This is a genomic window from Qipengyuania sp. SM2512 (assembly GCF_054954005.1).
Genome location: NZ_CM143134.1, coordinates 919274 through 942138, shown reverse-complemented (window position 1 = coordinate 942138; position 22865 = coordinate 919274). Strand labels below are relative to the sequence as shown.

Below are 22865 nucleotides of genomic sequence, written 5' to 3'. Positions count from 1 at the left end.
ACGAAAAGGGGCGCCCGAGAGCGCCCCTTTCCTGTTGTGCCTGTGAGGCCCTGCGTCAGAACTCGCCGCGCAGCGTGATCCCGTAGGTGCGCGGTTCGGCGAGGAAGGCCGAATAGGTCTGCTGCTCGGCGATGAACGGCGTGTTGAACGCGACCTGGGTGTAGTCCTTGTCGAAGATGTTCTGGACCCAGCCCTCGATCGCGAAGCGGCCGGCGATATTGGTCAGGCCGATCCGGCCGTTGGCGATCATGTAGCTGTCCTGTTCCTTGCCGTAGAGCAGATCCGAACCGGTGTTGTAGTCGCTGACCAGGCGGGTGTTGAAAAACACCAGTCCCCGCATCCCGCTGCTGCCGATCGGCGGGGTCCACGACACCGAGCTGGTCACCGTGATTTCCGGCGCGTTCGACATATTGTCGCCCGGCAGCAGACGCAGCGCAGGATCGAGCGGTGCGCCGCTGTCATTGCCGATCAGATCGTTCTCGAAGCTGGTGTCGGCATAGGTCAGACCCAGGGTGACGTTGAAATCGGGCGAGGGGTTGAGCGTGCCCTCGATCTCGATCCCCTGAGCCACAACGCCGGGGATGACATTGTCCGCAGCGCAGGCGCCGGTGGCGACGCTGCCATCCTGGTCGGTGCCGCCCAGATCGTCGCTGCAGGCGTTGACGTTCTGCACCAAGTAGACCGTCCCGCTGAAGGTGTTTAACTGGAAGTTGGTGAATTCCTGGCGGAAGGCGGCGACGCTGAGGCCGAACTCGCGGGTCGAGTATTTCGCGCCCAGTTCGAAGGCGTCGACCGTTTCCTGGTCGAACTGCAGCCGGCTGATGTCGATATTGTCGACGTCGAGGAAGACCGGTTCGGCCAGCGCGGAACGGTCGAGGTTGAAACCGCCCGCCTTGTAGCCGCGCGAATAGGAGGCATAGACCAGCAGGTCGTCGGTCGGCTTGTAGCTGAGCACCGCGGTGCCGGTGAACTCGTTCTCGTCGCGGCTGTCGGCGAGCGAGATCCCGTCGAGTTCGGAGGTCGAGTTGCCCTGGCAGGACAGGCCGATGATGCCCGCCGCCAGCGGACCCGCACCCGTACCCAGCAGCGGCGAAAGCAGCGCCCGGTTGGTCGGGCAGACGGTGTTGTCATTGCCGAAGGTGGCGTCGAAATCCTTGGTCTCGTTGGTGTAGCGAAGCCCAAGCGTCAGATCGAGATTGTCGGTGATGTGGAAGATGTTGTGCGTGAAGACCGCGAAGCTCTCGCTCTTCTGGTTGTAGACATCGCCGGTGCCGCCGAGATCGTTGAGCGTCGCCAGATTGTCCAGCCCGGCGAAGATCAGCGGGGTCGCGGGTCCGAAGGCCCCCGCGCCGCCATTGGCGGCCAGCAGCGCCCCCCGGCCGCCGGCCGTGATGCACCCGGTGGCCCCGGGTGCGGTCAATGCCGTGTTGATCGCATTGATGATCCGGCACGGAGCATAGGCGCCATATTGCGTCCCGAACCGCAGATTGTCGCGCGACTGCAGCTTCTCGTTGGCGTAGAAACCGCCCACCAGCCACTCGACGCGGTCGTCGAAGGCCGAACCGGACAGGCGCAGTTCCTGGGTGAAGGTCTTGAACTCGCGCGCACCGGCATCCTCGGTCGGGGCGCGGTAGAGGATGTCGATCTGGGTGTAGTCGGTGTCCGAGGCCTGGAAGTTGGAATATTCGCGGTAGCCGGTGATCGAGGTCAGCGTCGTGTCGCCGAAGCTCCAGTTCAATTCACCCGAGACGCCGAAATCCTCGGTCTCGCCCTGATAGGTGCGGCCCGGGCTGACGTAGATGTCGCGGTTGAAGGTGCCGCCGTTGAGCGCGATCGGGTTCTGCCCGAGAGCGAGGAGGACCGGGATGATCGGGTTGGCGGTGCTGGTCAGCGCCGGGGTGGCGGAGCCGGGATAGTCGAACTTGGCTTCGGCAGAGAGCGGCGGGATATCGTCGCTCAGCCGCGCCAGCGGGGCGAAATCGGTCTGGACGAAGGTCGCCGCGCAGCAGGCCTCGTCCTTCTTGGAATAGTCGCCGACCAGGCGGAAGCTGATGTCCTCGGTCGGTTCGAACAGCAATTGCGCGCGGACCAGATAGCGATCGCGATTGTTGACGTCGGTGTCGTTGACGACATCGTTGTAGAAGCCGTCGCGGCGCGAATAGACCCCGTCGATGCGCGCGGCGATCGTCTCGCTGAGCGGGCCAGTGATACCGCCCTCGACCCGGATCGCGTCGTAATTGCCGTAGGAGATCGAGCCGTGGCCGCCGAAGGTGAATTCGGGCTGCGCGGTGTAGATCGAGATCAGGCCGGCGGAGGAATTGCGGCCGCCCAGCGTGCCCTGCGGCCCGCGCAGGATTTCGATCCGGTCGAGCGGGCCGAGCTCGCTCAGCGCATTGCCCGAACGCGAGCGGTAGACCCCGTCGACGAACACCGCGACCGAGCTTTCGAGCCCGGCGTTGTCGCCCACGGTGCCGATGCCGCGGATACGCGCGGAACCGTTGGCTTCGTTGCCGGTCGAGGAGACGAGCAGCGAGGGCGCGACCTGGGTCAGTTCGCGGATGTCGTTGGTGCCCGAACGCTCGAGCTGTTCGGCGGAAACCGCGTTGATCGCGACCGGGACATCGGCAAGCACCTGCGCACGGCCCTGCGCGGTCACGACGATTACGTTGGAATCCACCACATCGGCGTTCTCGATCAGATCGGTATCGGTCTGGTCTTGCGCCATCGCCGCGGCCGGGGCGAGCGCGGCGCCCGCACCGAGAAGGGCGAGCACGCGCAGTGATGCATAACGGGTTTTCATGGGCTTCTCTCTCCTGATTCAACTTTACGTTGTTATGTTTTTCTTTTGTAACGTGCACTCGTAGCCACACGCATGGAAGTTGCAAGACTCGCCCGACAAACGGTTGTTACGCTTCTTCCAACCGTGCCTGTAATGCATCACTCCCCGCTTCGAGCAGCGCCTCCTCGATCCGCGCCAGCCGTGCTTCGGAGGTGATCTTCGAGCCGGTGACGTCGGTGACGTAGAAGGTATCGACCGCGCGCTCGCCATAGGCGGTGATATGCGCCGAATGGACCACCAGCCCCTCCTCGAACAGCGTGCGCGCAAGCCGGTTGAGCAGCGCCGAGCGGTCGCGAGCGTTGACCTCGATCACGGTGAAGCGGTTCGAGGCCTTGTTGTCGAACACCACCCTCGGGTCGACATCGAAGGCCTTCGAGCGGTGGTGCGGCAGCGGACGCTGCGCCAGCCGCGGCTCGAGCGCGATCCGGTTGGCGAGCGCATCTTCGATCGAGCGTTCGATCCGCTCGAGCTGCGCCGCCTCGCGGAACGGGCGCCCATGCGGGTCCTGGATCAGGAAATTGTCGACCGCCCAGCCCGAGCGGGTGGTGTGGATCCGCGCATCGATGATGTTGGCGCCGGCGAGATGGATCCCGCCGGCAATGCGGTAGAACAGGCCGGGATGATCGGCGGCGATCACGGTGACAAGCGTTGCGCCGCGCTGCTCGTAATATTCGCAGTGGATCGAGAGCTTGTGACCGGCTTCGCGGGCGGCGTCGAAATGCACGAGGTTGAGTGCGACGATGTCTGGCGCCTCGGCGATCCAATAGGCATCGTCGAAGCGCATGCCGACGCTGTGCGCCAGATCGGCGCGCTCGCCGAGCAGTTCGGCGACTTCTTCGCGCTTGGCGGCGACGCGCAGCTCGCGTCCGTGGCGCGCGTGGCCCAGCCGCAGCCGCTCCTGCGCGGTGTCGAACAATTCGCCCAGCAGCTGACCCTTCCAGCTGTTCCACACCCCCGGTCCGACCGCGCGGATATCGACCGCGGTGAGGATCGCGAGATGACGCAGGCGTTCGACTCCTTGCACCTTCGCCACGAAATCCTCGATCGTCTTGGGATCGGTGAGGTCGCGCTTGAAGGCGGTGGCGCTCATCAGCAGATGCTCGCGCACCAGCCAGGCGACCAGATCGGTCTCGGCGCTGCTCAGCCCGAAGCGCGGGCACAGCTCCTGCGCGACCTCCGCACCGAGCACCGAATGGTCGCCGCCGCGGCCCTTGGCGATATCGTGGAGCAGCGCCGCGACATAGGCGACGCGGCGACTGGAGACTTTGTGGATCAGCCGCGAGGCGCGCGGATGGTCCTGCTTGAGCTCGCCCTTCTCGATCCGGCTGAGCAGGCCGATCGCGCGGATGGTGTGCTCGTCCACCGTGTAATGGTGGTACATGTTGAACTGCATCTGCGCGTTGACGCGGCCGAAATCGGGCACGAAGCGTCCCATCACTCCGGCCTCGTTCATCCAGCGCAGCACCGCCTCGGGGTCCTTACGCCCGGCGAGCAGCTCGAGGAACAGCGCATTGGCGCGCGGGCTTTCGCGCACATCATTGTCGATCAGACCGGAATCGCGGCTCGCCTGGCGCATGGTCTGGGGATGGATCTCGAGCTGCTCGGCTTCGGCCAGCTGGAACAGCTCGATCAGCCGCACCGGGTCCTTGCGGAACCAGTCGTCCGAGGGCGCGGCGATGCGGCCGCCGTGGACGCGGTAGCCCTTGACCTCACGCGGGCGGGCGCGAAAGCCCGCGAAGAAGCCGCTGCGCTGGCTCTTCTGCGCGAACTGGTCGTCGATATGCGAGAGGAACACGCCGGTCAGGCTGCCGACGCGGTTGGCCTGGAGGAAGTAGAACTGCATGAAGCGCTCGACCGCGCTCTTGCCCGGCCGGTCGGCGAAATTCATCCGCTCGGCGATCTGGCGCTGGAAATCGAAGGTCAGCCGGTCCTCGGCGCGCCCGGTGATCTGGTGCAGGTGACAGCGCACCGCCAGCAGGAAGCGCTCGGCGCGGCGGAAGCTGCGGTATTCGTCGCTGGTGAACAGGCCGACATCGACCAGTTCGGAGGCGCTGCGGACCTGGTGGATGTATTTGCCGATCCAGTAGAGCGTCTGGAGATCGCGCAGGCCGCCCTTACCTTCCTTGATATTGGGCTCGACGACATAGCGGCTGTCGCCCATCCGCCGGTGGCGCGCGTCGCGTTCGGCCAGCTTCTCGCGGACGAACTGCCGCCCGGTGCCATGCGCGACTTCGGCCCAGAAGCGCCGCGCGGCCTCGTCGTAAAGCGCCTCGTCGCCCCAGATGTAGCGCGCCTCGAGCAGCGCGGTGCGGATGGTGAGATCCTCGCGCGCCAGCCGCGTCGCCTCATCGACCGAGCGGCTCGAATGGCCGACCTTGAGCCCCAGATCCCACAGCAGATAGAGCATCGCCTCGATCACCTGCTCGCACCACGGCGCGCTGCGCTGCGGGGTGAGGAAGGCGATATCGACATCGGAATGCGGCGCCATCTCGGCGCGGCCGTAGCCGCCCACCGCCATGATCGCGATCCGTTCGGCGGAGCTGCGGTTGGCGGCGGGGTAGAGATGGGCGGTGACATGATCGAACAGCACGCGGACGAGCTGGTCGATCAGGAAGGCATGGCCATTGGCGCAGGCATGCCCCGCCGAGGGGGCCGCCTCGAGCCGGCGCGCGAGTTCGGCGCGGCCCGCATCGAGCGCCTCGCGCAGCGTCTCGACGATCTGCGGCCGGGCCTCGCGTCCCCCTGCTTCCGCCAGCGCCGCGATCCGGGCGGCGAGCTTGCGCCGGTCGATGATCGCGCGCTGGTCGGGAAGCCTGGTTGCCGTCACGCGTCGATGAAATCCTTGGCATAGGTGGCGCGGACCATGCGCTTGTCGACCTTTTGCGTGCCGAGCCGGGGCAGCGTCTCCTCGGCGATCCAGATCTGCTGCGGCTGTTTGAACGGGGCGATACGGTCCTTGAGGAAATCGCGCAGCTCGTCGGCGCTCAGGCTCTTGCCCGGCTTGGGCAGGATCACCGCCGCGGGGATCTCGCCGTAGCGCTCGTCGGGCAGGCCGAAGACCGAGCATTCCGCGACATCGGGATGCGCGTAGATCGCGTCCTCGACCTCGATGCAGGTGATGTTCTCGCCGCCGCGGATGATGATGTCCTTCTTGCGGTCGACGATATAGAGATAATCGTCCTCGTCGAGCTTGCCGAGATCGCCGGTGCGGAAATACATGTCCTTGGTGAAGGCGGCCTCGGTTGCCTCGTCATTGTTCCAATAGCCGATGAAATTGCACACCGAACGGATGCAGACCTCGCCGACATCGCCCTGCGCCACGGCGTTGCCGTCGTCGTCGAGGATCGCCAGATCGACCAGCGGGCGGCTGGCCTTGCCGGTGCTGCTGGGCTTGGCGATGTAGTTCTCGTTGAAATTGCCGCAGCCCACGCCGTTGGTCTCGGTCAGCCCGTAACCCAGCAGCGGGAAGCCGGTCGGAAAGGCTTCCTTGATCTTGGTGACATGCTCGACCGGACGCGGCGCGCCGCCCGCGGCGAGGCTGGTGCAGCTCGACATGTCGAACTGGTCGCGCTCGGGATGGCTGGCCATCTCGTAGGTCATCAGCGGGACCCCGGCGAAATAGCTGACCTTTTCCTTCTCGATCAGCCGCATCGCCTCGCGCGCATCCCATTTGGGCATCAGCACGATCTTGCGCCCGAGCGCGAAGCTCTGGAGGAACAGCGGCACTTCGCCGGTGACGTGGAACAGCGGCACCGCGAGCAGCGCGCTGGCCTGGCTGGTCGGCGCGCTTCCGGTCGAGCCGAGATAGGTGAACGCCATCAGCGATTGCAGCGCATAGCTCATCGCGCCGTGAACGACGCCGCGATGGTCCGAATAGGCGCCCTTGGAGCGGCCGGTCGAACCCGAGGTGAAGAGCACGGTCGCCAGATCGTCGGGGCCCAGTTCGGGCAGGGTGACGTCTGCGGGATCGCCCCAGATATTGGCGAGCCCCTTCGACGCGGGCTGGTCGTGGCGGATGCGCACCAGTTCGGATTCGAGCGCGATGCCCTCGAGCCGTTTGAAACGGGCGCCGTCGGCAAGCAGCAGCCTGGCTTCGACCAGCGCGACCTGCTCGGCCAGTTCCTCGCCGGTCGAGAAGCCGTTGAGCAGCGTGGCGCAGCCGCCCGCCATCAGCACGCCCATATAGGTGATGATCCAATTGGCCGAATTGCGCGCCCCGATCGCGATGCGGTCGCCCTTCTGGACGCCGTGGTCCTTGACCAGCCCGGCAGCGACATGGCGCGCCGCGGCGTAGGCTTCGCCGAAGGTCAGGCGGTGATCGCCATCGACCAGGAAGTCCGCATCCTTATGCTCGTTGCAGTAATGCGCGATGTAATGGACCATGCTCGGCGGCGCGTTCTTGAGCGCCGGCATTTCGACGCCGTTGCGGGTGAAAGGCACCGTCTCGGCCGGAGCACCGGGCGCGGTCAGCGTGTTCATGATCGTGTCGAGTGTCGTGTCGAGCGCGGTCGGCATGGGTATTGAGATCCTCTCCGGTGAAGGGCGAATGCATCATTGCATTTCGCCCCGGGGCACAACGCCCCAGCATGCGCAGGCTTTCCCGAAACCGCCCGCTATGCCACAAGCCGCACCGCACGGGATTCCATGGGCGGACTCGGGCGCGTCTCTAAGGGGATATCCATTTGTTGTCACTACTCGCCGCGACCGGCGCCGAGCCGATCCAGTGGGCCGAGCTGGGGCTGAGGCCCTATCTGTTCTCAATCGGTTCGTTCCAGCTGCGCTATTATTCGCTCGCTTATCTGGGCGGCATCCTGCTGGGCTACTGGCACCTGTCGCGCATGGTGCGCGCGCCGGGTGGGCCGATGGCGCAGCGTCATGTCGACGATCTGTTCTTCTATTGCACGCTGGGAATCATCCTCGGCGGCAGGCTGGGCTACGCCGCCTTCTACCGGCCCGAACTGTTCGGCAGCCTCGAGCTGTTCGCCCTGTGGACCGGGGGGATGAGCTTCCACGGCGGGGTGCTCGGGGTGCTCGCGGCGATCGCATTCGTGTCGTGGCGGGGCCAGCTCCACTGGCTGCGGGTGTGCGACTATATCGCGGTCAACGTGCCCTTCGGCATGTTCTTCGGGCGGCTCGCCAATTTCGTGAATGGCGAGCTTTACGGCCGCCCCACGGACGTCCCCTGGGCGATGGTGTTCCCCAGCGATCCGCTCGGTGTCGGTCGCCATCCCAGCCAGCTCTACCAGGCTGGGCTCGAGGGGTTGCTGCTGATCGTCATTCTGGTGCCGCTGTTCTGGTACACCCGCGCGCGCTACCGGCCCGGCCTGCTGGTGGGCATTTTCACCGTCGGGGTGTCGCTGGCGCGGTTCGTCAACGAGTTCTTCCGCGCGCCCGATGCGCATCTCGCCTATGTGGTGGCCGAATCGGGTCTGTCGCGCGGGCAATGGCTGTCGCTGCCAATGATCGCGGTGGGGCTGGCGGTGATCGCCTACAGCCTCACGCGCAAGACAGACGACCGGCCCTCTGCCCGGCGCACCGTCGTCTGAGCGGAGGCCTGTGACCGGCGGCGTCCCGACAAGGCTTGCGGAGAGCTTCGCGCGGCTGATCCGCAGCGATGGACCGATGCCGGTTGCGCGCTTCATGGGCGAGAGCAACGCCCGCTACTACGCCGCGCGCGACCCGCTCGGCGCGGCGGGCGATTTCGTCACCGCGCCCGATATCAGCCAGATGTTCGGCGAGATGATCGGGCTTTGGCTGGCGGATCTGTGGGTCCGCGCCGGACGGCCGGGCGATGCGGTCTATGCCGAGCTCGGGCCGGGGCGCGGCACGCTGGCGCGCGATGCGCTGCGGGTGATGCGCGGGCAGGGGCTCGAGCCGCAGGTGCATCTGGTCGAGGGCTCGCCCGCGCTGCGGCGAGTCCAGACCGCAGCGCTGCCGGGCGCGCAATTCCACGACGATCTCGCCGGCCTGCCCGTGGATCGCCCGCTGTTGCTGGTCGCCAATGAATTTCTCGACGCGCTGCCGGTGCGACAGCTGGTGCGGACCGAAGCGGGCTGGCGCGAACGGATGGTGGCACTGGTAGGCGAGGATGCCGCGGAGGGCTTCGTCTTCACCGCGGGGACGCAGCCGATGGATGCGACGGTGCCCGAGGCCTGGCGCGATGCGGCACCGGGCACGTTGGTCGAGACCTGCCCCGGCGCCGCCGCGGCGCTGGCGGAACTCGCGCGGCGGCTGACCGCGCAGGGCGGCGCGACGCTGTTCATCGATTACGGCCATTTGGCACCGCGCGCCGGTTCGACGCTGCAGGCGGTGCGTGCGCATGAAAAACTCGATCCGCTGGCGCTGCCGGGCGAGGCGGATATTACCGCGCATGTCGATTTCGCCATTCTCGCCGAGATCGCCAAAGAGGCCGGCGTGCCATGGATCGCGGGGACCACGCAGGGCGCCTGGCTGACCGCGCTGGGGATCGAAGCGCGCGCGCAGGCGCTGAGCGCCAAGGCACCCGAGCGCGCGGCAGAGATCGTGGCCGCGCATCGGCGGCTCGTTCATGGCGATGAAATGGGCGAGCTGTTCAAGGTCTTTGCGCTGTCGGGCGGCGGATGGCCGCCGGGTGCCGGATTTGCGCGCCCGGCATGAGACGAAGCGACAAGCACCCGCCGCAACCCAGAAGGAATTGCCGATGAAACTTGCCGCTCTTGCCCTCGCCGTCACCGCTACGCTCACTGCCGCACCGGCACTCGCCGCCGCGCCGATTACCGGGAACTGGGTCACCGAGGAGAAGGACGCGGTGATTGCCGTCGGCCAGTGCGGGCGCAGCATCTGCGGCAAGATCAGCCGCTTCCTCAAGCCGCCGCCCGAGGGCGCGGGCCAGCGCGACGTCAACAATCCCGACCCCGCAAAGCGCAGCCGCCGCATCCTGGGGATGCCGGTGCTGACCTCCTTCACCCAAGACGGCGATCTCTGGCGCGGGCGGATCTACGATCCCAAGAGCGGCAAGGACTACCGCTCGGTGGTTCGCCGGCTGGCCAACGGCCGGCTCGAGGTGAAGGGCTGCCTCGGCCCGTTCTGCCAGACGCAGGTCTGGACCAAGGCCAGTTAGAGCCCGATCGCGCGCGCCAGCTCGCGCGCCGCGGCTGCAGGTGAAAGCTTGTTCTCCTCGCGATCGACCGCGAAATTGGCTTCGCGCATCGCCTCGACGTCGATTGCGCCGAGCAGCGGCTGGAGCGCCGCGACCAGGCGGGGATCGGCCTGCGCCTCCGGTCCCAGCAGGATCAGCGCGTCGTAGCTGGGCAGCGCCTCGCGCGGGTCCTCGATCACCACCAGCCGGTCCGCCGCGATCCGCCCGTCGGAGGTGTAGGCGCTGATCACGTCCGCGCCGCCCGAGCGCAGCGCGTTGTACATGAAGGTGGGCGAGAAATTGCGCTGCCGGGCGAAATCCAGTCCGTATGCCTCGCGCGCCGCGACCCATTCGGGCCGCTCGAAGAATTCGGGATCGCCGCCCACGGTCAGCCGCGGGGCGACGCGCGCGAGATCGGCGAGGGTGCGCACGCCGAGTTCCCGCGCGCGGTCCTCGCGCATCGCGAAGGCATAGGCGTTCTCGAACCCCAGCCGCCCGAGCACGCGCGCCTCGCTGGTGTCGCGCTTCCAGGCGACGATCGCTTCGTACATCGCCTCGCGACCGGGATTGTCCTCGCGCCCCATCTGATTGGTCCACAGCGTGCCGGTGTAGTCGATCGCCACGTCGATCGCGCCGGTGGTGACCGCACTGTGGACCACCGCCGAGCCTAGACCGTCTCGATATTCCACCGCATAGCCCGCCTGCTCCAGCCGCTGGCCGATCAGCCGGGCGAGGACATATTGCTCGGAGAAGGATTTTGCGCCGATCACCACCGTGTCGCGGGCATCGCCGCGCAGCGCCGGGGCGAACTGCGCCGCAAGCGCTGCGGTGATCCCCAGCAGCACCGCCACCATCCCGCCCAGCCACAACGCGCGGCGGCGCTGCGCGAAACCGCGCTCGATCAGCCCGAGCAGCAGGTCGGCGGTGAGCGCCAGACCGGCGGAGGCAAGACAGCCCGCGAGCACCAGCGCCCAGTTCTGGGTCTGCAGCCCGGCGAAGATCGGATCCCCCAGGCTCTGCTGGCCGATCGTGGTCGAGAGCGTCGCGGCGCCGATGGTCCAGACCGCGGCGGTGCGGATCCCCGCCATCACGAAGGGCGCGGCGAGCGGCGCCTCGACCAGCCGCAGCTTCTGCCATTGGCTCATCCCGACGCCATCCGCCGCCTCGATCACCCCGGGGTCGAGATTGGCCTGCGCGGTCACCGCATTGCGCAGGATCGGCAGCAGCGCATAGAGCGCCAGCGCCAGCAGCGCGGGGAGAAATCCCAGCGTCGGCAGGCCTTCGCCGAAGACCGCGCGCAGGCTCAGCAGGATCGGGAAGAACAGCGCCAGCAGCGCCAGCGCGGGGATGGTCTGGACGAGGCTGGCGAAACCCAGCGCGACCCGCGCGACGGTCTCCGAGCGTCCCGCCCAGACCGCCAGCGGCAGCGCCATGGCGATCCCCAGCCCGATCGCGGCTGCGGAGAGCAGAACATGCGCGGCGAGTTCGTCGCCCAGGCCCAGCAGCAAGGTCCAGAAATCGCTCATGCCGCGCCCTCGCCGGTCATCCGCGCCAGCCGCCCAGCCTGATCGCGCGGCACCGCGACCAGCTCCTGCGCCACCGGCCCGCCGCGCCCCGCGAGCAGCGCATGCGGCGCCTGGTCGGCGACGATCCTTCCGCCATCCATCACCAGCACCCGGCTGGCGAGCAGCAGCGCCTCGGCCATGTCGTGCGTCACCATCACCGTGGTCAGCGCGAGCCGATCATGCAGTTCGCGCACTGTGTTCCCCAGCGCGGCGCGGGTCACCGGATCGAGCGCACCAAAGGGTTCGTCCATCAGCAGCAGATGCGGCTCGCCCGCCAGCGCGCGCGCCACGCCGACGCGCTGGCGCTGCCCGCCGGAAAGCGCTTCGGGCAGCCGCGCGGCCATGGCGGGTTCGAGCTCGACCAATTCGAGCAATTGCGCGATCCGTTCAGGGGCCAGCCGCTCGCCCGCCAGCCGCGGACCGATGGCGATGTTCTCGCCCACGGTCATATGCGGGAACAGGCCGATGCCCTGGAAGACGTAGCCCAGCTTGCGGCGCAGCGCGGCGAGCGGGAGCGATGCGGTGTCCTCGCCCTCGAACAGCACCCGCCCGCTGTCGGGGACCACCAGCCGGTTGACCGTCTTGAGCAGCGTCGACTTGCCCGAGCCCGAGGCGCCCACCAGCGCGACGAATTCGCCTGGGGCGATGGTCAGCGACACTTCGTCGACCGCACGGATAGCGCCGTAGCGCCGGCTGACACGGTCGAATTCGAGCGCCGCCGGGGCTCGGTTCACGAGACCTCGGCCGCTGCGTCCGTTGCCTCCGAACCGTCCTCGCCATCTGTGTCGGCTTCGACCGGCGGTTCGGGTCGGCGGTATTCGACGCTTTCGAGCTGGACCCTGCGCCCGCTGTCGCTGGTGGCGATCATACGGCCCGACTCGTCCATCCGCTCGGGGCGCCAGCATTGGTCCAGCGAATCCTCGGGATCGGGGGTGAAGCAGATCCGGTCTTCCTCGTCGTATTCCCAGGCGCCCTGCTGCCACAGGTCGCCATTGCGCAGGTCGCGATAGCGGCCGCCTGGATCGAGGAAGGTGGTGTAGAGCGCGCCGCTCTCGTCGCGCGCGCGCCAGGCGGTGCGCGAGAATTCATTGGGCAGCGGCGGCGGTTCGGAAGTGGGCGCAGCCTCCGGGGCGCCGCTGCTGAGCACCGCCTGCTGCGGCGTTTCGGGCGCCGCGCTTTGCTCGGTGCCGTCGCTGCACGCGGCCAGCAATGCGGAACCGGCGAGGATGGCGATGGCGGATTTCATGGGGTTCTCCTTGGGCGCGACCTGCATAGGAAACCCGCCCGCGAAACGCGACCCCTTCGCTTGGGATCGCGGCCTTGCTTCAGTCGCCCGCTTCGACCGCTGCGCGCGAAAGCGTCAGCGTGACATGCAGTGCATCGTCCTCGAAGCGGCGTTCGAACTTGCCTCCGAGCTGGCCCTCGACCGCCATGCGCAGCAGCCGCGAACCGAAGCCTTCGGCGGCGCTCTCGCCTTCGCCCGGACTCAGCCCGTTTTCGAGCCAGTCGGCGGTGATGACATCGCCATTGCTCGCGATGTTGATCGAGACCGAGCCCGCGCCGTCGCCAAGCGCGCCGTATTTGGCCGAATTGGTCGCCAGTTCGTGGAAGATCAGCGCCAGCGGAGTCGCCGCCTTCTCGCCGATCGTGCAATCGTCGCCGTTCACCGCGACCTTGCCGCCCTGCGCATCGCGATAGGGTTCGAGCAGATCCTCGAGCAGCCCGTGCAGACTCGAGCCCTTGCGACCCTCGAAGGGGCGGACATAGTCGTGCGCGCGGCCCAGCGCGCGGATCGTCGATTGCAGTTCGTCGGCGAATTCCTTGGCTTCGGGCCAGGCGCGCGAACGCACCGCAACGAGACCGGAAACGACGGCGAAGATGTTCTTGATTCGGTGCGACAGCTCGCGCGCGAGCAGGTCGCGCGAATCGGACAGGCGGTGGAGATCGTCGATATCGACCGCGGCACCGAACCACGCCTCGGGCGGCTCGTCGCCCATCGTCACCGGCCAGGCGCGCAGGATCATCCAGCGATAGATGCCGTCGTGGCGCATGACCTGCGCGCGCGCTTCCCAGCGCGATGCGGTCTCGCGCGAGACCCGGCGGGCTTCGGTGACTTCTGCCAGATTGTCCGGATGGACCAGCGCGGCAAAATCGATCGCGGCGAGATCGCTGGTGCCGCAGAATTCGAGGAAGGGCTGGTTGGCGTAGTCGATCTTGCCCGCGGCATCCGCTGCCCAGGCATAGACCGGCAGATGCTCGGCGAGCTGGCGAACGCGCTGTTCGCTGCGGCTGAGATGGGCGTCGGCTGCCCGCGCCTGCCGCTCGAAGGTCAGCCGCCGCATCACCGCTTCGGCGAGCACGCTCAGCCCTTCGGTCTGAAACGCGGTCAGACCCTCCGGGCGGGGCTCGAAATCGATCACGCACAGCGCGCCCAGCGGAGTGCCCTCGCTCGAGATCAGCGGGGCGCCGGCGTAGAAGCGGATTCCCATTTCGCCGGTGACCAGCGGGTTGTCGGCGAAGCGCGGGTCCTGCGTGGCGTCGGGCACCACCATCGGCGCGTGCTCCACCATCGCATGGCCGCAGAAGCTGGTCGGGCGCGGGGTCTCGCGCACGTCGATCCCGGTTCGGGCGAGGAAGCGCTGGCGCTGTTCCTCGACCACCGTGACCACCGAGACGGGAACTTCGCACAATTGCGCGGCGAATTCGACGATCCGCGTCAGCTCGGGATCGTCCTCGACCGCATCCACGCCATGCGCGGCGATCACTCGGGCACGGTCGTGCTCGTCCGATCGCGCGGGATCGGCGGGTGTGCGACTGGGCCAGAGGGGAAAGCGTGCCAGCTTCATGGGCCGCAGCGCCATAGCGCAAGGTCCCGATAAGGCAAGGATTTCCAATCGAGCATGAGGCTGGCCGGGCTTGAGGTTTGCCCGCCGGGCGCAACCCGGCTATCGCGCGCCCGACAGGCGACCGGGCGGCGCGAGGGCCCCCGAAAAGACCCGCAACAGGAGCAGATATGCGCGCGACCCCCGATTTCGATTTCCAGCTCGGCGAGAGCGGCGAGATGATCCGCGAGACCGTCGCGCGCTTCGCCGACGAACAGATCGCGCCGCTGGCGCAGAAGGTCGACCGCGAGGACTGGTTCCCGCGCGATTTGTGGCCTGCGATGGGCGAATTGGGGCTCCACGGCATCACCGTGGCCGAAGAAGACGGTGGGCTCGGGCTGGGCTATCTCGAACACGTCATCGCTGTCGAGGAAGTCAGCCGCGCCAGCGCCTCGGTCGGGCTCAGCTACGGCGCGCACTCCAACCTGTGCATCAACCAGATCGCGCGCTGGGGCAATGACGAGCAGAAGGCGAAATACCTGCCCAAGCTGGTCAGCGGCGAGCATGTCGGCAGCCTGGCGATGAGCGAGGCGGGCGCGGGCTCCGATGTCGTCTCGATGAAGCTCAAGGCCGAACAGGTTCCCGACAGCAGGGGGGGCGGCTACGTCCTCAACGGCACCAAGTTCTGGATCACCAACGCGCCCTATGCCGACACGCTGGTGGTCTATGCCAAGACCGATACCGAGGCCGGGTCGCGCGGGATCACCGCCTTCCTGATCGAAAAGGACATGCCCGGCTTCTCGATCGGCCAGAAGATCGAGAAGGTCGGCATGCGCGGCTCGCCCACCGCCGAGCTGGTGTTCGACGATTGCGAGGTCCCCGAGGAAAACGTGATGGGCGCGGTCGGCGGCGGGGTCGGCGTGCTGATGAGCGGGCTCGACTACGAGCGCGTGGTCCTCGCTGGGCTGCAGCTCGGGATCATGCAGGCCTGCCTCGACACGGTCATTCCCTATCTGCGCGAGCGCCGGCAATTCGGCAAACCGATCGGCAGCTTCCAGCTGATGCAGGCCAAGGTCGCCGACATGTATGTCGCGCTGCAATCGGCGCGCGCCTACACCTATGCGGTCGCGAAGAGCTGCGACAGCGGCCACACCACCCGCTTCGACGCGGCTGGCTGCATCCTGCTCGCCAGCGAGAACGCCTTCCGCGTCGCGGGCGAAAGCGTCCAGGCACTGGGCGGCGCGGGCTATACGCTCGACTGGCCGGTGGAACGCTACATGCGCGACGCCAAGCTGCTCGACATCGGCGCGGGGACCAACGAGATCCGCCGGATGCTGATCGGCCGCGAGCTGATCGGGGCGGCAGGGTGAGGTCATGAGCAGCGACGACGACTATGTCTACGACGAGGCGAGCGGCGAATGGCTGCCCGCTTCGGAACTGGCGGCAAGGCAAGCCACTGCCGATACGGTCGAGGTGCGCGATGCGGTGGGCAATCTGCTGTCCGATGGCGATCAGGTGACGCTGATCAAGGACCTCCAGGTGAAGGGCGCAGGCCAGACGCTCAAGCAGGGAACCGTGATCAAATCGATCCGCCTGACGGGCGACGCGCAGGAGATCGACTGCAAATATCCGGGCATCAAGGGGCTCGTCCTGCGGGCCGAGTTCGTCAAGAAACGCTAGCAGGACCCATCCAACTTTGCAGCGCGATGGATTGCCGTCAGGCCGCTCGGCGAAGCCCGTTTTCAACCGTCACCCTGAACTTGTTTCAGGATCCATCCTTCGGCTGCAAGTGGGTGGCGCAGGCGGAGAAACGGATGCTGAAACGAGGTCAGCATGACGAATAGGGGGAGAGGCCTGTCGGCTCGCGGCAACGATGTGCCGGTCATCGCCAAGCTCATCTGGACGGCAGGGTTCCTGATCGGGGCAACCACCCACACGCTCGATATCTGGAACTATGGCTGGCTCCCCTACGAGTTCCGGCCGCTGCCGTTCAACCTTTACTGGACCGTCCTGGTGTTCCTCGATCCGCTTGCGGCGCTGCTCATCTGGGTGCGCCAGCGCTGGGGAATTGTGCTGGGCTGCGTGATCATGGGTTCAAATGTGCTGGTGAATGGGTACACGGCGTTCATCGCGGGCTATGAGGAATTCTACTTCAGCCTGGGCCTGCAGGCCGCCTTTGCGGGCTTCGTCTTTTTTCTGGCATGGCGTCATTGGCGCTCAGCCAAGCAGCTTTCGGATAATTCATGACCGCACCCACGCTCACCTCCACGCTCGACCGCGACGCACCCGATGCCAGGGCGCGGTTCGATCATAACCAGACGCTCGCCCGGCAATTGCGCGACAAGGTCGCGCAGGCGGCGCTGGGCGGACCGGAGCGCAGCCGCGAGCGGCATGTTTCGCGCGGCAAATTGCTTCCGCGCGAGCGGGTGGAGCGGCTGCTCGATCCGGGCTCGCCCTTTCTCGAGATCGGCCAGCTCGCCGCCGACGGCCTCTACGATGGCGACGACATCCCCGGCGCGGGGATGATTGCGGGGATCGGGCGGGTCTCGGGTCGCCAGTGCATGATCGTGTGCAACGATGCCACGGTGAAGGGCGGCACCTATTACCCGATGACGGTCAAGAAGCACCTTCGCGCGCAGGAGATCGCGCAGGAGAACCGGCTGCCCTGCATCTATCTGGTCGACAGCGGCGGCGCCAATCTGCCGCATCAGGCCGAGGTCTTCCCCGACCGCGACCATTTCGGGCGCATCTTCTTCAACCAGGCCAACATGAGCGCGCTGGGCATCCCGCAGATCGCCTGCGTGATGGGCAGCTGCACCGCGGGGGGCGCCTATGTCCCCGCCATGTCCGACGAGAGCGTGATCGTCCGCAACCAGGGGACGATATTCCTCGCCGGACCACCGCTGGTCAAGGCCGCGACGGGCGAGGAAATCTCGGCCGAGGATCTGGGCGGCGGCGATCTGCATGCGAGGAAATCGGGGGTGGTCGACCACCTGGCGGAGAACGACGAGCACGCGCTGACGATCGTGCGCGATATCGTCAGTCACTGCGCCCCCGCGCAGGCGGGGGCCTCACGCGGGCTGCACGAGATCCCCGCCTCCGCGGGGATTCACCCGGGAATTCTCGAGCCCGTCGAACCGCTGTTCGATGCCGAGGATCTCTACGCCCTCGTCCCCGACGATGTCCGTGCGCCCTACGACGTCCACGAGGTGATTGCGCGGCTGGTCGACGGCAGCGAGTTCCACGAGTTCAAGGCGCATTACGGCAGCACGCTGGTCTGCGGCTTCGCGCATATCTGGGGGATGCCGGTCGCGATCCTGGCCAACAATGGCGTGCTGTTCTCCGAAAGCGCGGTCAAGGGCGCGCATTTCATCGAGCTCGCCTGCCAGCGGCGGATCCCGCTGCTGTTCCTGCAGAACATCAGCGGCTTCATGGTCGGCGGCAAATACGAGGCCGAGGGCATCGCCAAGCACGGCGCGAAGCTGGTCACCGCGGTCGCCACCGCCAGCGTGCCCAAGCTCACCGTGGTGATCGGGGGCAGCTTCGGCGCGGGCAATTACGGCATGTGCGGCCGCGCCTATGGCCCGCGCTTCCTGTTCACCTGGCCCAATGCGCGAATCTCGGTGATGGGCGGCGAACAGGCGGCCAGCGTGCTCGCGACCGTCCACCGCGACGCCGACTCTTGGAGCGAGGAGGAGGCCGAGGCCTTCAAGGCGCCGATCCGGCAGAAGTACGAGGACGAGGGCAATCCCTATTACGCCACCGCGCGATTGTGGGACGACGGGGTGATCGACCCCGCGCAGACCCGCGACGTGCTCGGCCTCGCGCTCGCCGCGACGCTCGAGGCACCGATCCCGGAGCGGCCGGCGTTCGGCGTGTTCCGGATGTGACGCCCCGCCCCACGCTCCTTTCGCGGCTCGTTCACCGCCTCCTCGTCGCGCTTTACCGGCGCCGCGGCTATCGCTTCGAAGGGGGCCATCCCGGGGTCTCGAGATGCGTCGTCACCGGCGCGCCGCACACCTCCAACTGGGATTTCGTGTTCGTGCTCGGGGCGGTCGAGCAACTGGGCCTGAAGCCGGCCTTCATCGGCAAGCACACGCTGTTCAAATGGCCCATGACGCGGTTCATGCGCGACATGGGCGGGATCGCAGTCGACCGCGGCAAGCGGGCCAAATTCGTCGATCAGGTCGCCGCGGCCTTCGCGGCGAGCGACGAACTGGCGCTGGTGATTGCGCCCGAGGGGTCGCGCGGATCGCAAGGGCAGTGGAAATCGGGGTTCTACCACATCGCCCTGAGCGCAGGCGTGCCGATCGTCCCGGCGTGGGTCGATCAGGAGCGCCGCTTGGGCGGCATCGGCGAGCCGATCTGGCCCAGCAGCGACTATTGCGCCGATCTGCTCAGGATCGCGGAGTTCTACCGTTCCAAACGCCCCGATTGCGCGCGCTTCGAACGGCTGGCGCAATCTCTGCGCGAGGACGATAAGCAGGGGGAAGGATCCGCATGATGATCATCGAGGCACTGCTGGCCAATGCGGCGATCCTGCTCGGGCTCGCGCTGATCCTGTGGGTGCTGGCGCTGCAGGCGGACGACGTTTCCTTCGTCGATGCCTTCTGGGGCGGCGGGATCGCCTTGCTGGCGGTCCTGAGCTGGCTGCGGCTTGCCGAACCCGGGCCGCTGGCCACCATGCTGATGGCGATGGTCGTGGTGTGGGGGGTGTGGCTCGCGCTGCAGCGGCTGCTGCGCTGGCGGCGCGAAGGCGCGGACCCGCGCTACGCGAGGCTTCTCGCCCCCGCCCGTGCCCGGGGCCGCTTCGCGCTGGCCGCGCTGTTCAAGGTTTTCCTGCTCCAGGCGCTGCTGATGTTCGTGATCGCCAGCCCGGCGCAATACGGCATCCTCGAGGCGAGCTGGGACCAGGCGATCAGCGGAATGGCGCTGACCGGGCTGGCACTCTTCGTCGCCGGGATCGGGTGCGAATGGTTCGGCGAGCGGCGCAGCGACCGCCTCGGCCTGACCGGCACCGCCTGCGTCTGGTGGGGCATCTGGATCGCCGCGGCATCGGCGGGGTGGTGGGTGGCGGCCTGGACGGCGATCGGGCCGATCCTCGTCACCGTCCTGCGCTTCCGCAATCGCGGCTGAGCCGGCGACACGATTGCAACCGCGCTGCCTTTAAACCTTCGCCTGCTTGGGCTAAACGGCGGGAGCGGCCAAGGAGGCGCGGAGCAGTGACGAGGGAAGACAGGACCCGCGAACGCGCGCGGCTGGCGCGGCTGGCGATCGAGCTGACCGCCAGGCGCGGCGCCGAAATCACGCCCGAGGTCCTCGCCGTCGAAGCCGGACTTTCGCGCGCGCGGATCGATGCGCTGTTCCCGCAGGAAAGCGATCTCTTCGACGCCACCGCCGAATGCTGGTTCGCACCGCATGTCGCCATGATGGAAGAAGTGGTCGCCAGCGACCTGCCTACGATCCGCAAATTCTACGAATTCTTCGCCCGCCGCTTTCTTCACAACCGCGATGAATACCGCCGCGATCCCGAAGCCTTCGCCGTTCTGTGCGAGCTGGGCGCCCGCCGGTTCGAGCGGGTGCGTTCCTATATCGATCTGGCCGACCATTACCTGTGCGAGCTGATCGCGCAGGCGCAGGCCGATGGCTATTTCGAAGCGCTCGAGATCGACCAGGCGCTGTCGCTGATCAACCAGATGGTGGTCGCCTACACCCAGCCCGAAGTGCTGATGATGCTCGACGAGCGGCTGAGCGAGGCCAAGCTCGCCGTCATCGTCGAGACGATGTTCGCCGGTCTGTCGGGCAAGGACCGGGGCGCGCGCGGCCTTGCGGGATTGCGCGCCGCCTGAGCGGCGCGTCGCCTCCAGGAACGCACCGGCTGGACGCGGGTTTGTGATTGCAGGTCCGAGAAGTCGCAGTCACGGCTTGGGGGCAGGGGGAGAGTTCGATGCAGGCCGGCCAGTCCACCACATTTCTGATGATCTTCGCGGCGATCGTGATCGTCCTGGCGCTGATCTGGTTCGTCCTGCGCCGCCGCACCACGACCAGGCTGCGCGATCGCTACGGCGAAGAATACGATCGCACGGTCGAGCGGGTCGGCGGGCGCGGCAAGGCGGAACGCAATCTGGCGCAGCGCGAGCAGCGCGTCTCGCAGCTCCATCTCCGACCGCTCAGCGCCGCAGAACGCGAGCGCTTCACCGGCGAATGGCAGGAAGCAAAGACGCTGTTCGTGGACAGTCCGCAGGAAGCGGTGCTGCGCGCCGATCGACTGCTGGGCACGATGATGGCGCAGCGCGGCTTTCCGGTGGAGGATTTCGACCGCCGCCACGAGGATTTGACCGTTCACCATGCCGAGGTCGCGAACGCCTATCGTCAAGGCCATGAGATCGCCGACAAGGGCGCCGATGCCACCACCGAGGAAATGCGCCGCGCGCTCAACCATTACGAGAAGCTGTTCGAGGAACTGGTAAGCGATGGCGGCGATGGCGTACGGTTGGAGGAAGTGCCCGGTTTGGAAACCGATGACGGCGCGAGAGAAAGCACCGTGCTCTACGACAGCGCGGACCGGAAGCCCCCTCCCGGCTGACGCTTAGCGGTGGGGGCCGCCGTCCTCCGCCAGCGCGTATTTGAGCGCGGCCCCCACCATCGCCCCCGAGGCCGCGATGATCACGATTGCCCAGAGCCAGTAGGGGAGCCACAGCGCCTCCTCGATCGCGCCGGTGTCCGACAGCATCGGGCGTCCGCCGATCACCGCGCTGTGCGAAAACAGATAGTGCCAGTCGCGCAGCATGCTCAGCGCGCCGAGCATCCCGAGGAACTGCACCGCGAAGCGCACCAGCCCGTCGCGCGCCCTGAGCGCGATTCCGATCAGCGCGGCGGCGATCAACGGCAGCACCAGAAACCCGACCAGACTGCGCACCCAGATCAGTGTCGAGACGAGGATGATCGCCGCCAGCGCATAAAGCGCAGGACGCCACAATTCGTGCCGCCTGGTCGCCGCGATCAGCGCGGCGCCGATCACGCTCGGCCCCAGCGGGCCGCCGAGGCTGACGAGGGCCGTGGCGAACGCGCCGGGGTTGGGGGGCGAGTAGCTTTCGGCATAGCCCGAGCCGTCGGACAGCAGCACGAGCCGCTCGAAATCCCACCCCAGCGCCAGCGCAGCGAGGCCATGGCCCATCTCGTGGAACCAGGTGGTCAGGATCGTGAAGGGATAGAGCAGGTAATTGCCCAGCGGCAATTGCGGCAGGAAGATCACCAGCGCGCCCGCGATGATGAGCTGCCCGACCTGCTGCTGCTGCGAAGTCCGGCGCTGCGAAGGAAAGGAGGGCGGCTGCCAGTTCACTGCGCGATTCCGGGCATGGCCTCGGGTGAGGTTTCGGGCGGGATTTCAGGCGCGGGACCGGAGGACTCCTCGCGCTGCTCGCTCAGGATCGACCAGCCGGCGAGAAACATTCCCGCCGCGAGCGGTCCGAGCACGATGCCCGAGAGCCCGATCAGCGCGAGGCCGCCCAGCGTGGTCACCAGGATCATCCAGTCGGGAATGCCCGTGTCGCGGCCCACCAGGATCGGGCGCAGGAGATTGTCCGCCAGCCCGATCACCGCGACGCCCGAGGCGATCACCACCACCCCTTGCCAGAACGCTCCGATGGCGAGCAGATAGATCGCCACGGGCACCCAGATCAGCGCCGGCCCGACCGCGGGGAGCAGCGAGGCGAATGCCATCAGCAGGCCCAGCAGCAGCACCGAGGGCACGCCGACGATCCAGAAGGTAATCGCCCCCAATGCGCCCTGCACCAGCCCGACCACCCCCGAGCCCTTGATGGTGGCGCGCACGATGGTCTCGAAGCGATCGGCGAGCTGCTGGGCGATGGCGCGTTCCATCGGCAGCGCGCGGACCACCGCATGGCCGATCGCGCGCCCGTCGCGCAGGAAGAAATAGCCGGCATAGAGCGCCACGCCGAGCGCCAGCACGAAGCCGGCCACGCCGCCGCCGATGGCGAGTGCCTGCGAGGCGATCAGCCCGGCCGACTGTTCGGCGAAATCCTGGATCCGGTTCTGCGCCGCGACCAGATCGCCCCAGCCCGATTGCGCGAGCCAGGTCTGCATCCGGGCGGGGAGCGCATCCATGATCTGCGCGAACCAGCCTGCGACGTCGATCCGGCCTTCCTGAAACGCGACCACAACCTCGATCGCCTGGGTGACGATCGCGCTGCCGATCAGCACCGCGGGCAGGACGACGGCGAAGGTGACCACCACCAGCGTCGCCACCGCGGCCTGGTTTTCGCGCCCGGGACGCCAGTCGAGGAAGCGGCGATAGAGCGGCTGGAAGATGATCGCCGCCAGCGCCGCCCACAGGATCGGCGCGGCGAAAGGCAGGACGATCACCAGCAGTGCGAGCGTCGCCAGCGCGAGGAACAGCAGGAAGCCGCCGCGCTCGATGCGGTTTTCGGCATTGGAAGCCTCGAGCGCGTCGCCGGCGAGCGAATCAGCCCGCTCGCGTCTGCGCATCGGCGGGTCTCCAA

Annotated in this window: 20 protein-coding genes; 11 read left to right on the top strand and 9 right to left on the bottom strand. The window is 67.4% G+C overall.

Features of this window, described 5'->3' with window-relative positions; genetic code table 11:
• Positions 1-55: 55 nt before the first annotated feature.
• The 3 genes from ACQ5J0_RS04870 to ACQ5J0_RS04860 all read right to left on the bottom strand — a co-directional run bounded on the left by ACQ5J0_RS04870 (position 56) and on the right by ACQ5J0_RS04860 (position 7354).
• Positions 56-2800: a TonB-dependent receptor gene (locus tag ACQ5J0_RS04870; RefSeq protein ID WP_462569402.1), complete on the bottom strand. Its 2745-nt coding sequence runs from the start codon at positions 2798-2800 to the stop codon at positions 56-58.
• A 106-nt stretch (positions 2801-2906) separates the two neighbouring features.
• On the bottom strand, positions 2907-5666 hold the full coding sequence (locus ACQ5J0_RS04865) for a [protein-PII] uridylyltransferase (RefSeq protein ID WP_462569401.1): 2760 nt from the start codon (positions 5664-5666) through the stop codon (positions 2907-2909).
• Positions 5663-7354 carry a class I adenylate-forming enzyme family protein gene (locus tag ACQ5J0_RS04860; protein ID WP_462569400.1) on the bottom strand — a complete coding sequence of 564 codons (1692 nt, stop codon included), beginning with the start codon at positions 7352-7354 and terminating at the stop codon, positions 5663-5665. Before ACQ5J0_RS04860 ends, ACQ5J0_RS04865 begins: the two co-directional genes overlap by 4 nt.
• Before the next feature lie 167 nt (positions 7355-7521).
• Here ACQ5J0_RS04860 and lgt point away from each other — a divergent pair, with 167 nt between their 5' ends.
• Genes lgt through ACQ5J0_RS04845 form a run of 3 tightly spaced genes read left to right on the top strand, consistent with a single transcriptional unit; the run spans position 7522 to position 9938 of the window.
• Positions 7522-8385, top strand: a complete 864-nt coding sequence (lgt, locus tag ACQ5J0_RS04855; RefSeq protein WP_462569399.1) for a prolipoprotein diacylglyceryl transferase — start codon at positions 7522-7524, stop codon at positions 8383-8385.
• A 10-nt stretch (positions 8386-8395) separates the two neighbouring features.
• Positions 8396-9475 (top strand): class I SAM-dependent methyltransferase, encoded by a 1080-nt coding sequence (locus ACQ5J0_RS04850; RefSeq protein ID WP_462569398.1) that lies wholly within the window; start codon positions 8396-8398, stop codon positions 9473-9475.
• A 43-nt stretch (positions 9476-9518) separates the two neighbouring features.
• Positions 9519-9938 (top strand): DUF2147 domain-containing protein, encoded by a 420-nt coding sequence (locus ACQ5J0_RS04845; protein WP_462569397.1) that lies wholly within the window; start codon positions 9519-9521, stop codon positions 9936-9938.
• Here ACQ5J0_RS04845 and ACQ5J0_RS04840 read toward each other — a convergent pair.
• From ACQ5J0_RS04840 to ACQ5J0_RS04825, 4 genes are all read right to left on the bottom strand, one after another.
• Positions 9935-11482, bottom strand: a complete 1548-nt coding sequence (locus ACQ5J0_RS04840; protein WP_462569396.1) for an ABC transporter permease/substrate-binding protein — start codon at positions 11480-11482, stop codon at positions 9935-9937. The genes ACQ5J0_RS04845 and ACQ5J0_RS04840 overlap by 4 nt on opposite strands.
• Positions 11479-12255 (bottom strand): ATP-binding cassette domain-containing protein, encoded by a 777-nt coding sequence (locus ACQ5J0_RS04835; RefSeq protein ID WP_462569395.1) that lies wholly within the window; start codon positions 12253-12255, stop codon positions 11479-11481. Before ACQ5J0_RS04835 ends, ACQ5J0_RS04840 begins: the two co-directional genes overlap by 4 nt.
• Entirely contained in the window at positions 12252-12767 is a 516-nt protein-coding gene (locus ACQ5J0_RS04830; protein WP_462569394.1) for a hypothetical protein, read from the bottom strand. The genes ACQ5J0_RS04835 and ACQ5J0_RS04830 overlap by 4 nt, the downstream gene beginning before the upstream one ends.
• A gap of 79 nt (positions 12768-12846) precedes the next feature.
• Positions 12847-14367: a sensor histidine kinase gene (locus tag ACQ5J0_RS04825; protein WP_462569393.1), complete on the bottom strand. Its 1521-nt coding sequence runs from the start codon at positions 14365-14367 to the stop codon at positions 12847-12849.
• 167 nt (positions 14368-14534) lie between these two features.
• Here ACQ5J0_RS04825 and ACQ5J0_RS04820 point away from each other — a divergent pair, with 167 nt between their 5' ends.
• From ACQ5J0_RS04820 to ACQ5J0_RS04785, 8 genes are all read left to right on the top strand, one after another.
• Positions 14535-15713, top strand: coding sequence for an acyl-CoA dehydrogenase family protein (locus ACQ5J0_RS04820; protein WP_462569391.1), 1179 nt, complete (start codon positions 14535-14537; stop codon positions 15711-15713).
• A 4-nt stretch (positions 15714-15717) separates the two neighbouring features.
• Positions 15718-16023, top strand: a complete 306-nt coding sequence (locus tag ACQ5J0_RS04815) for an alkylphosphonate utilization protein (RefSeq protein ID WP_462569390.1) — start codon at positions 15718-15720, stop codon at positions 16021-16023.
• A 153-nt stretch (positions 16024-16176) separates the two neighbouring features.
• On the top strand, positions 16177-16590 hold the full coding sequence (locus ACQ5J0_RS04810; RefSeq protein WP_462569389.1) for a hypothetical protein: 414 nt from the start codon (positions 16177-16179) through the stop codon (positions 16588-16590).
• Positions 16587-18233: a carboxyl transferase domain-containing protein gene (locus ACQ5J0_RS04805; protein ID WP_462569388.1), complete on the top strand. Its 1647-nt coding sequence runs from the start codon at positions 16587-16589 to the stop codon at positions 18231-18233. The genes ACQ5J0_RS04810 and ACQ5J0_RS04805 overlap by 4 nt, the downstream gene beginning before the upstream one ends.
• Complete coding sequence (locus tag ACQ5J0_RS04800; RefSeq protein WP_462569387.1) at positions 18230-18847, top strand: lysophospholipid acyltransferase family protein; 618 nt, start codon at positions 18230-18232, stop codon at positions 18845-18847. The genes ACQ5J0_RS04805 and ACQ5J0_RS04800 overlap by 4 nt, the downstream gene beginning before the upstream one ends.
• Positions 18844-19479 (top strand): DUF1295 domain-containing protein, encoded by a 636-nt coding sequence (locus tag ACQ5J0_RS04795; RefSeq protein WP_462569386.1) that lies wholly within the window; start codon positions 18844-18846, stop codon positions 19477-19479. Before ACQ5J0_RS04800 ends, ACQ5J0_RS04795 begins: the two co-directional genes overlap by 4 nt.
• Before the next feature lie 86 nt (positions 19480-19565).
• Positions 19566-20192, top strand: coding sequence for a hypothetical protein (locus ACQ5J0_RS04790; RefSeq protein WP_462569385.1), 627 nt, complete (start codon positions 19566-19568; stop codon positions 20190-20192).
• A 98-nt stretch (positions 20193-20290) separates the two neighbouring features.
• On the top strand, positions 20291-20929 hold the full coding sequence (locus ACQ5J0_RS04785; protein WP_462569384.1) for a hypothetical protein: 639 nt from the start codon (positions 20291-20293) through the stop codon (positions 20927-20929).
• Positions 20930-20932: 3 nt separating this feature from the next.
• Here the strand turns inward: ACQ5J0_RS04785 and ACQ5J0_RS04780 are convergent, their stop codons facing one another.
• Both ACQ5J0_RS04780 and ACQ5J0_RS04775 read right to left on the bottom strand, forming a co-directional pair.
• Entirely contained in the window at positions 20933-21685 is a 753-nt protein-coding gene (locus ACQ5J0_RS04780; protein WP_462569383.1) for a M50 family metallopeptidase, read from the bottom strand.
• Positions 21682-22851 carry an AI-2E family transporter gene (locus tag ACQ5J0_RS04775; RefSeq protein ID WP_462569382.1) on the bottom strand — a complete coding sequence of 390 codons (1170 nt, stop codon included), beginning with the start codon at positions 22849-22851 and terminating at the stop codon, positions 21682-21684. Before ACQ5J0_RS04775 ends, ACQ5J0_RS04780 begins: the two co-directional genes overlap by 4 nt.
• Between the last annotated feature and the right edge of the window lie 14 nt (positions 22852-22865).

Coding starts and splice junctions, on each gene's coding strand:
- ACQ5J0_RS04820 (WP_462569391.1), top strand. CDS start 14,535: ATGCGCGCGACCCCCGATTTCGATTTCCAGCTCGGCGAGAGCGGCGAG.
- ACQ5J0_RS04815 (WP_462569390.1), top strand. CDS start 15,718: ATGAGCAGCGACGACGACTATGTCTACGACGAGGCGAGCGGCGAATGG.
- ACQ5J0_RS04805 (WP_462569388.1), top strand. CDS start 16,587: ATGACCGCACCCACGCTCACCTCCACGCTCGACCGCGACGCACCCGAT.
- ACQ5J0_RS04870 (WP_462569402.1), bottom strand. CDS start 2,800: ATGAAAACCCGTTATGCATCACTGCGCGTGCTCGCCCTTCTCGGTGCG.
- ACQ5J0_RS04840 (WP_462569396.1), bottom strand. CDS start 11,482: ATGAGCGATTTCTGGACCTTGCTGCTGGGCCTGGGCGACGAACTCGCC.
- ACQ5J0_RS04810 (WP_462569389.1), top strand. CDS start 16,177: ATGACGAATAGGGGGAGAGGCCTGTCGGCTCGCGGCAACGATGTGCCG.
- ACQ5J0_RS04860 (WP_462569400.1), bottom strand. CDS start 7,354: ATGCCGACCGCGCTCGACACGACACTCGACACGATCATGAACACGCTG.
- ACQ5J0_RS04830 (WP_462569394.1), bottom strand. CDS start 12,767: ATGAAATCCGCCATCGCCATCCTCGCCGGTTCCGCATTGCTGGCCGCG.
- ACQ5J0_RS04845 (WP_462569397.1), top strand. CDS start 9,519: ATGAAACTTGCCGCTCTTGCCCTCGCCGTCACCGCTACGCTCACTGCC.
- ACQ5J0_RS04785 (WP_462569384.1), top strand. CDS start 20,291: ATGCAGGCCGGCCAGTCCACCACATTTCTGATGATCTTCGCGGCGATC.
- ACQ5J0_RS04775 (WP_462569382.1), bottom strand. CDS start 22,851: ATGCGCAGACGCGAGCGGGCTGATTCGCTCGCCGGCGACGCGCTCGAG.
- ACQ5J0_RS04795 (WP_462569386.1), top strand. CDS start 18,844: ATGATGATCATCGAGGCACTGCTGGCCAATGCGGCGATCCTGCTCGGG.
- ACQ5J0_RS04825 (WP_462569393.1), bottom strand. CDS start 14,367: ATGAAGCTGGCACGCTTTCCCCTCTGGCCCAGTCGCACACCCGCCGAT.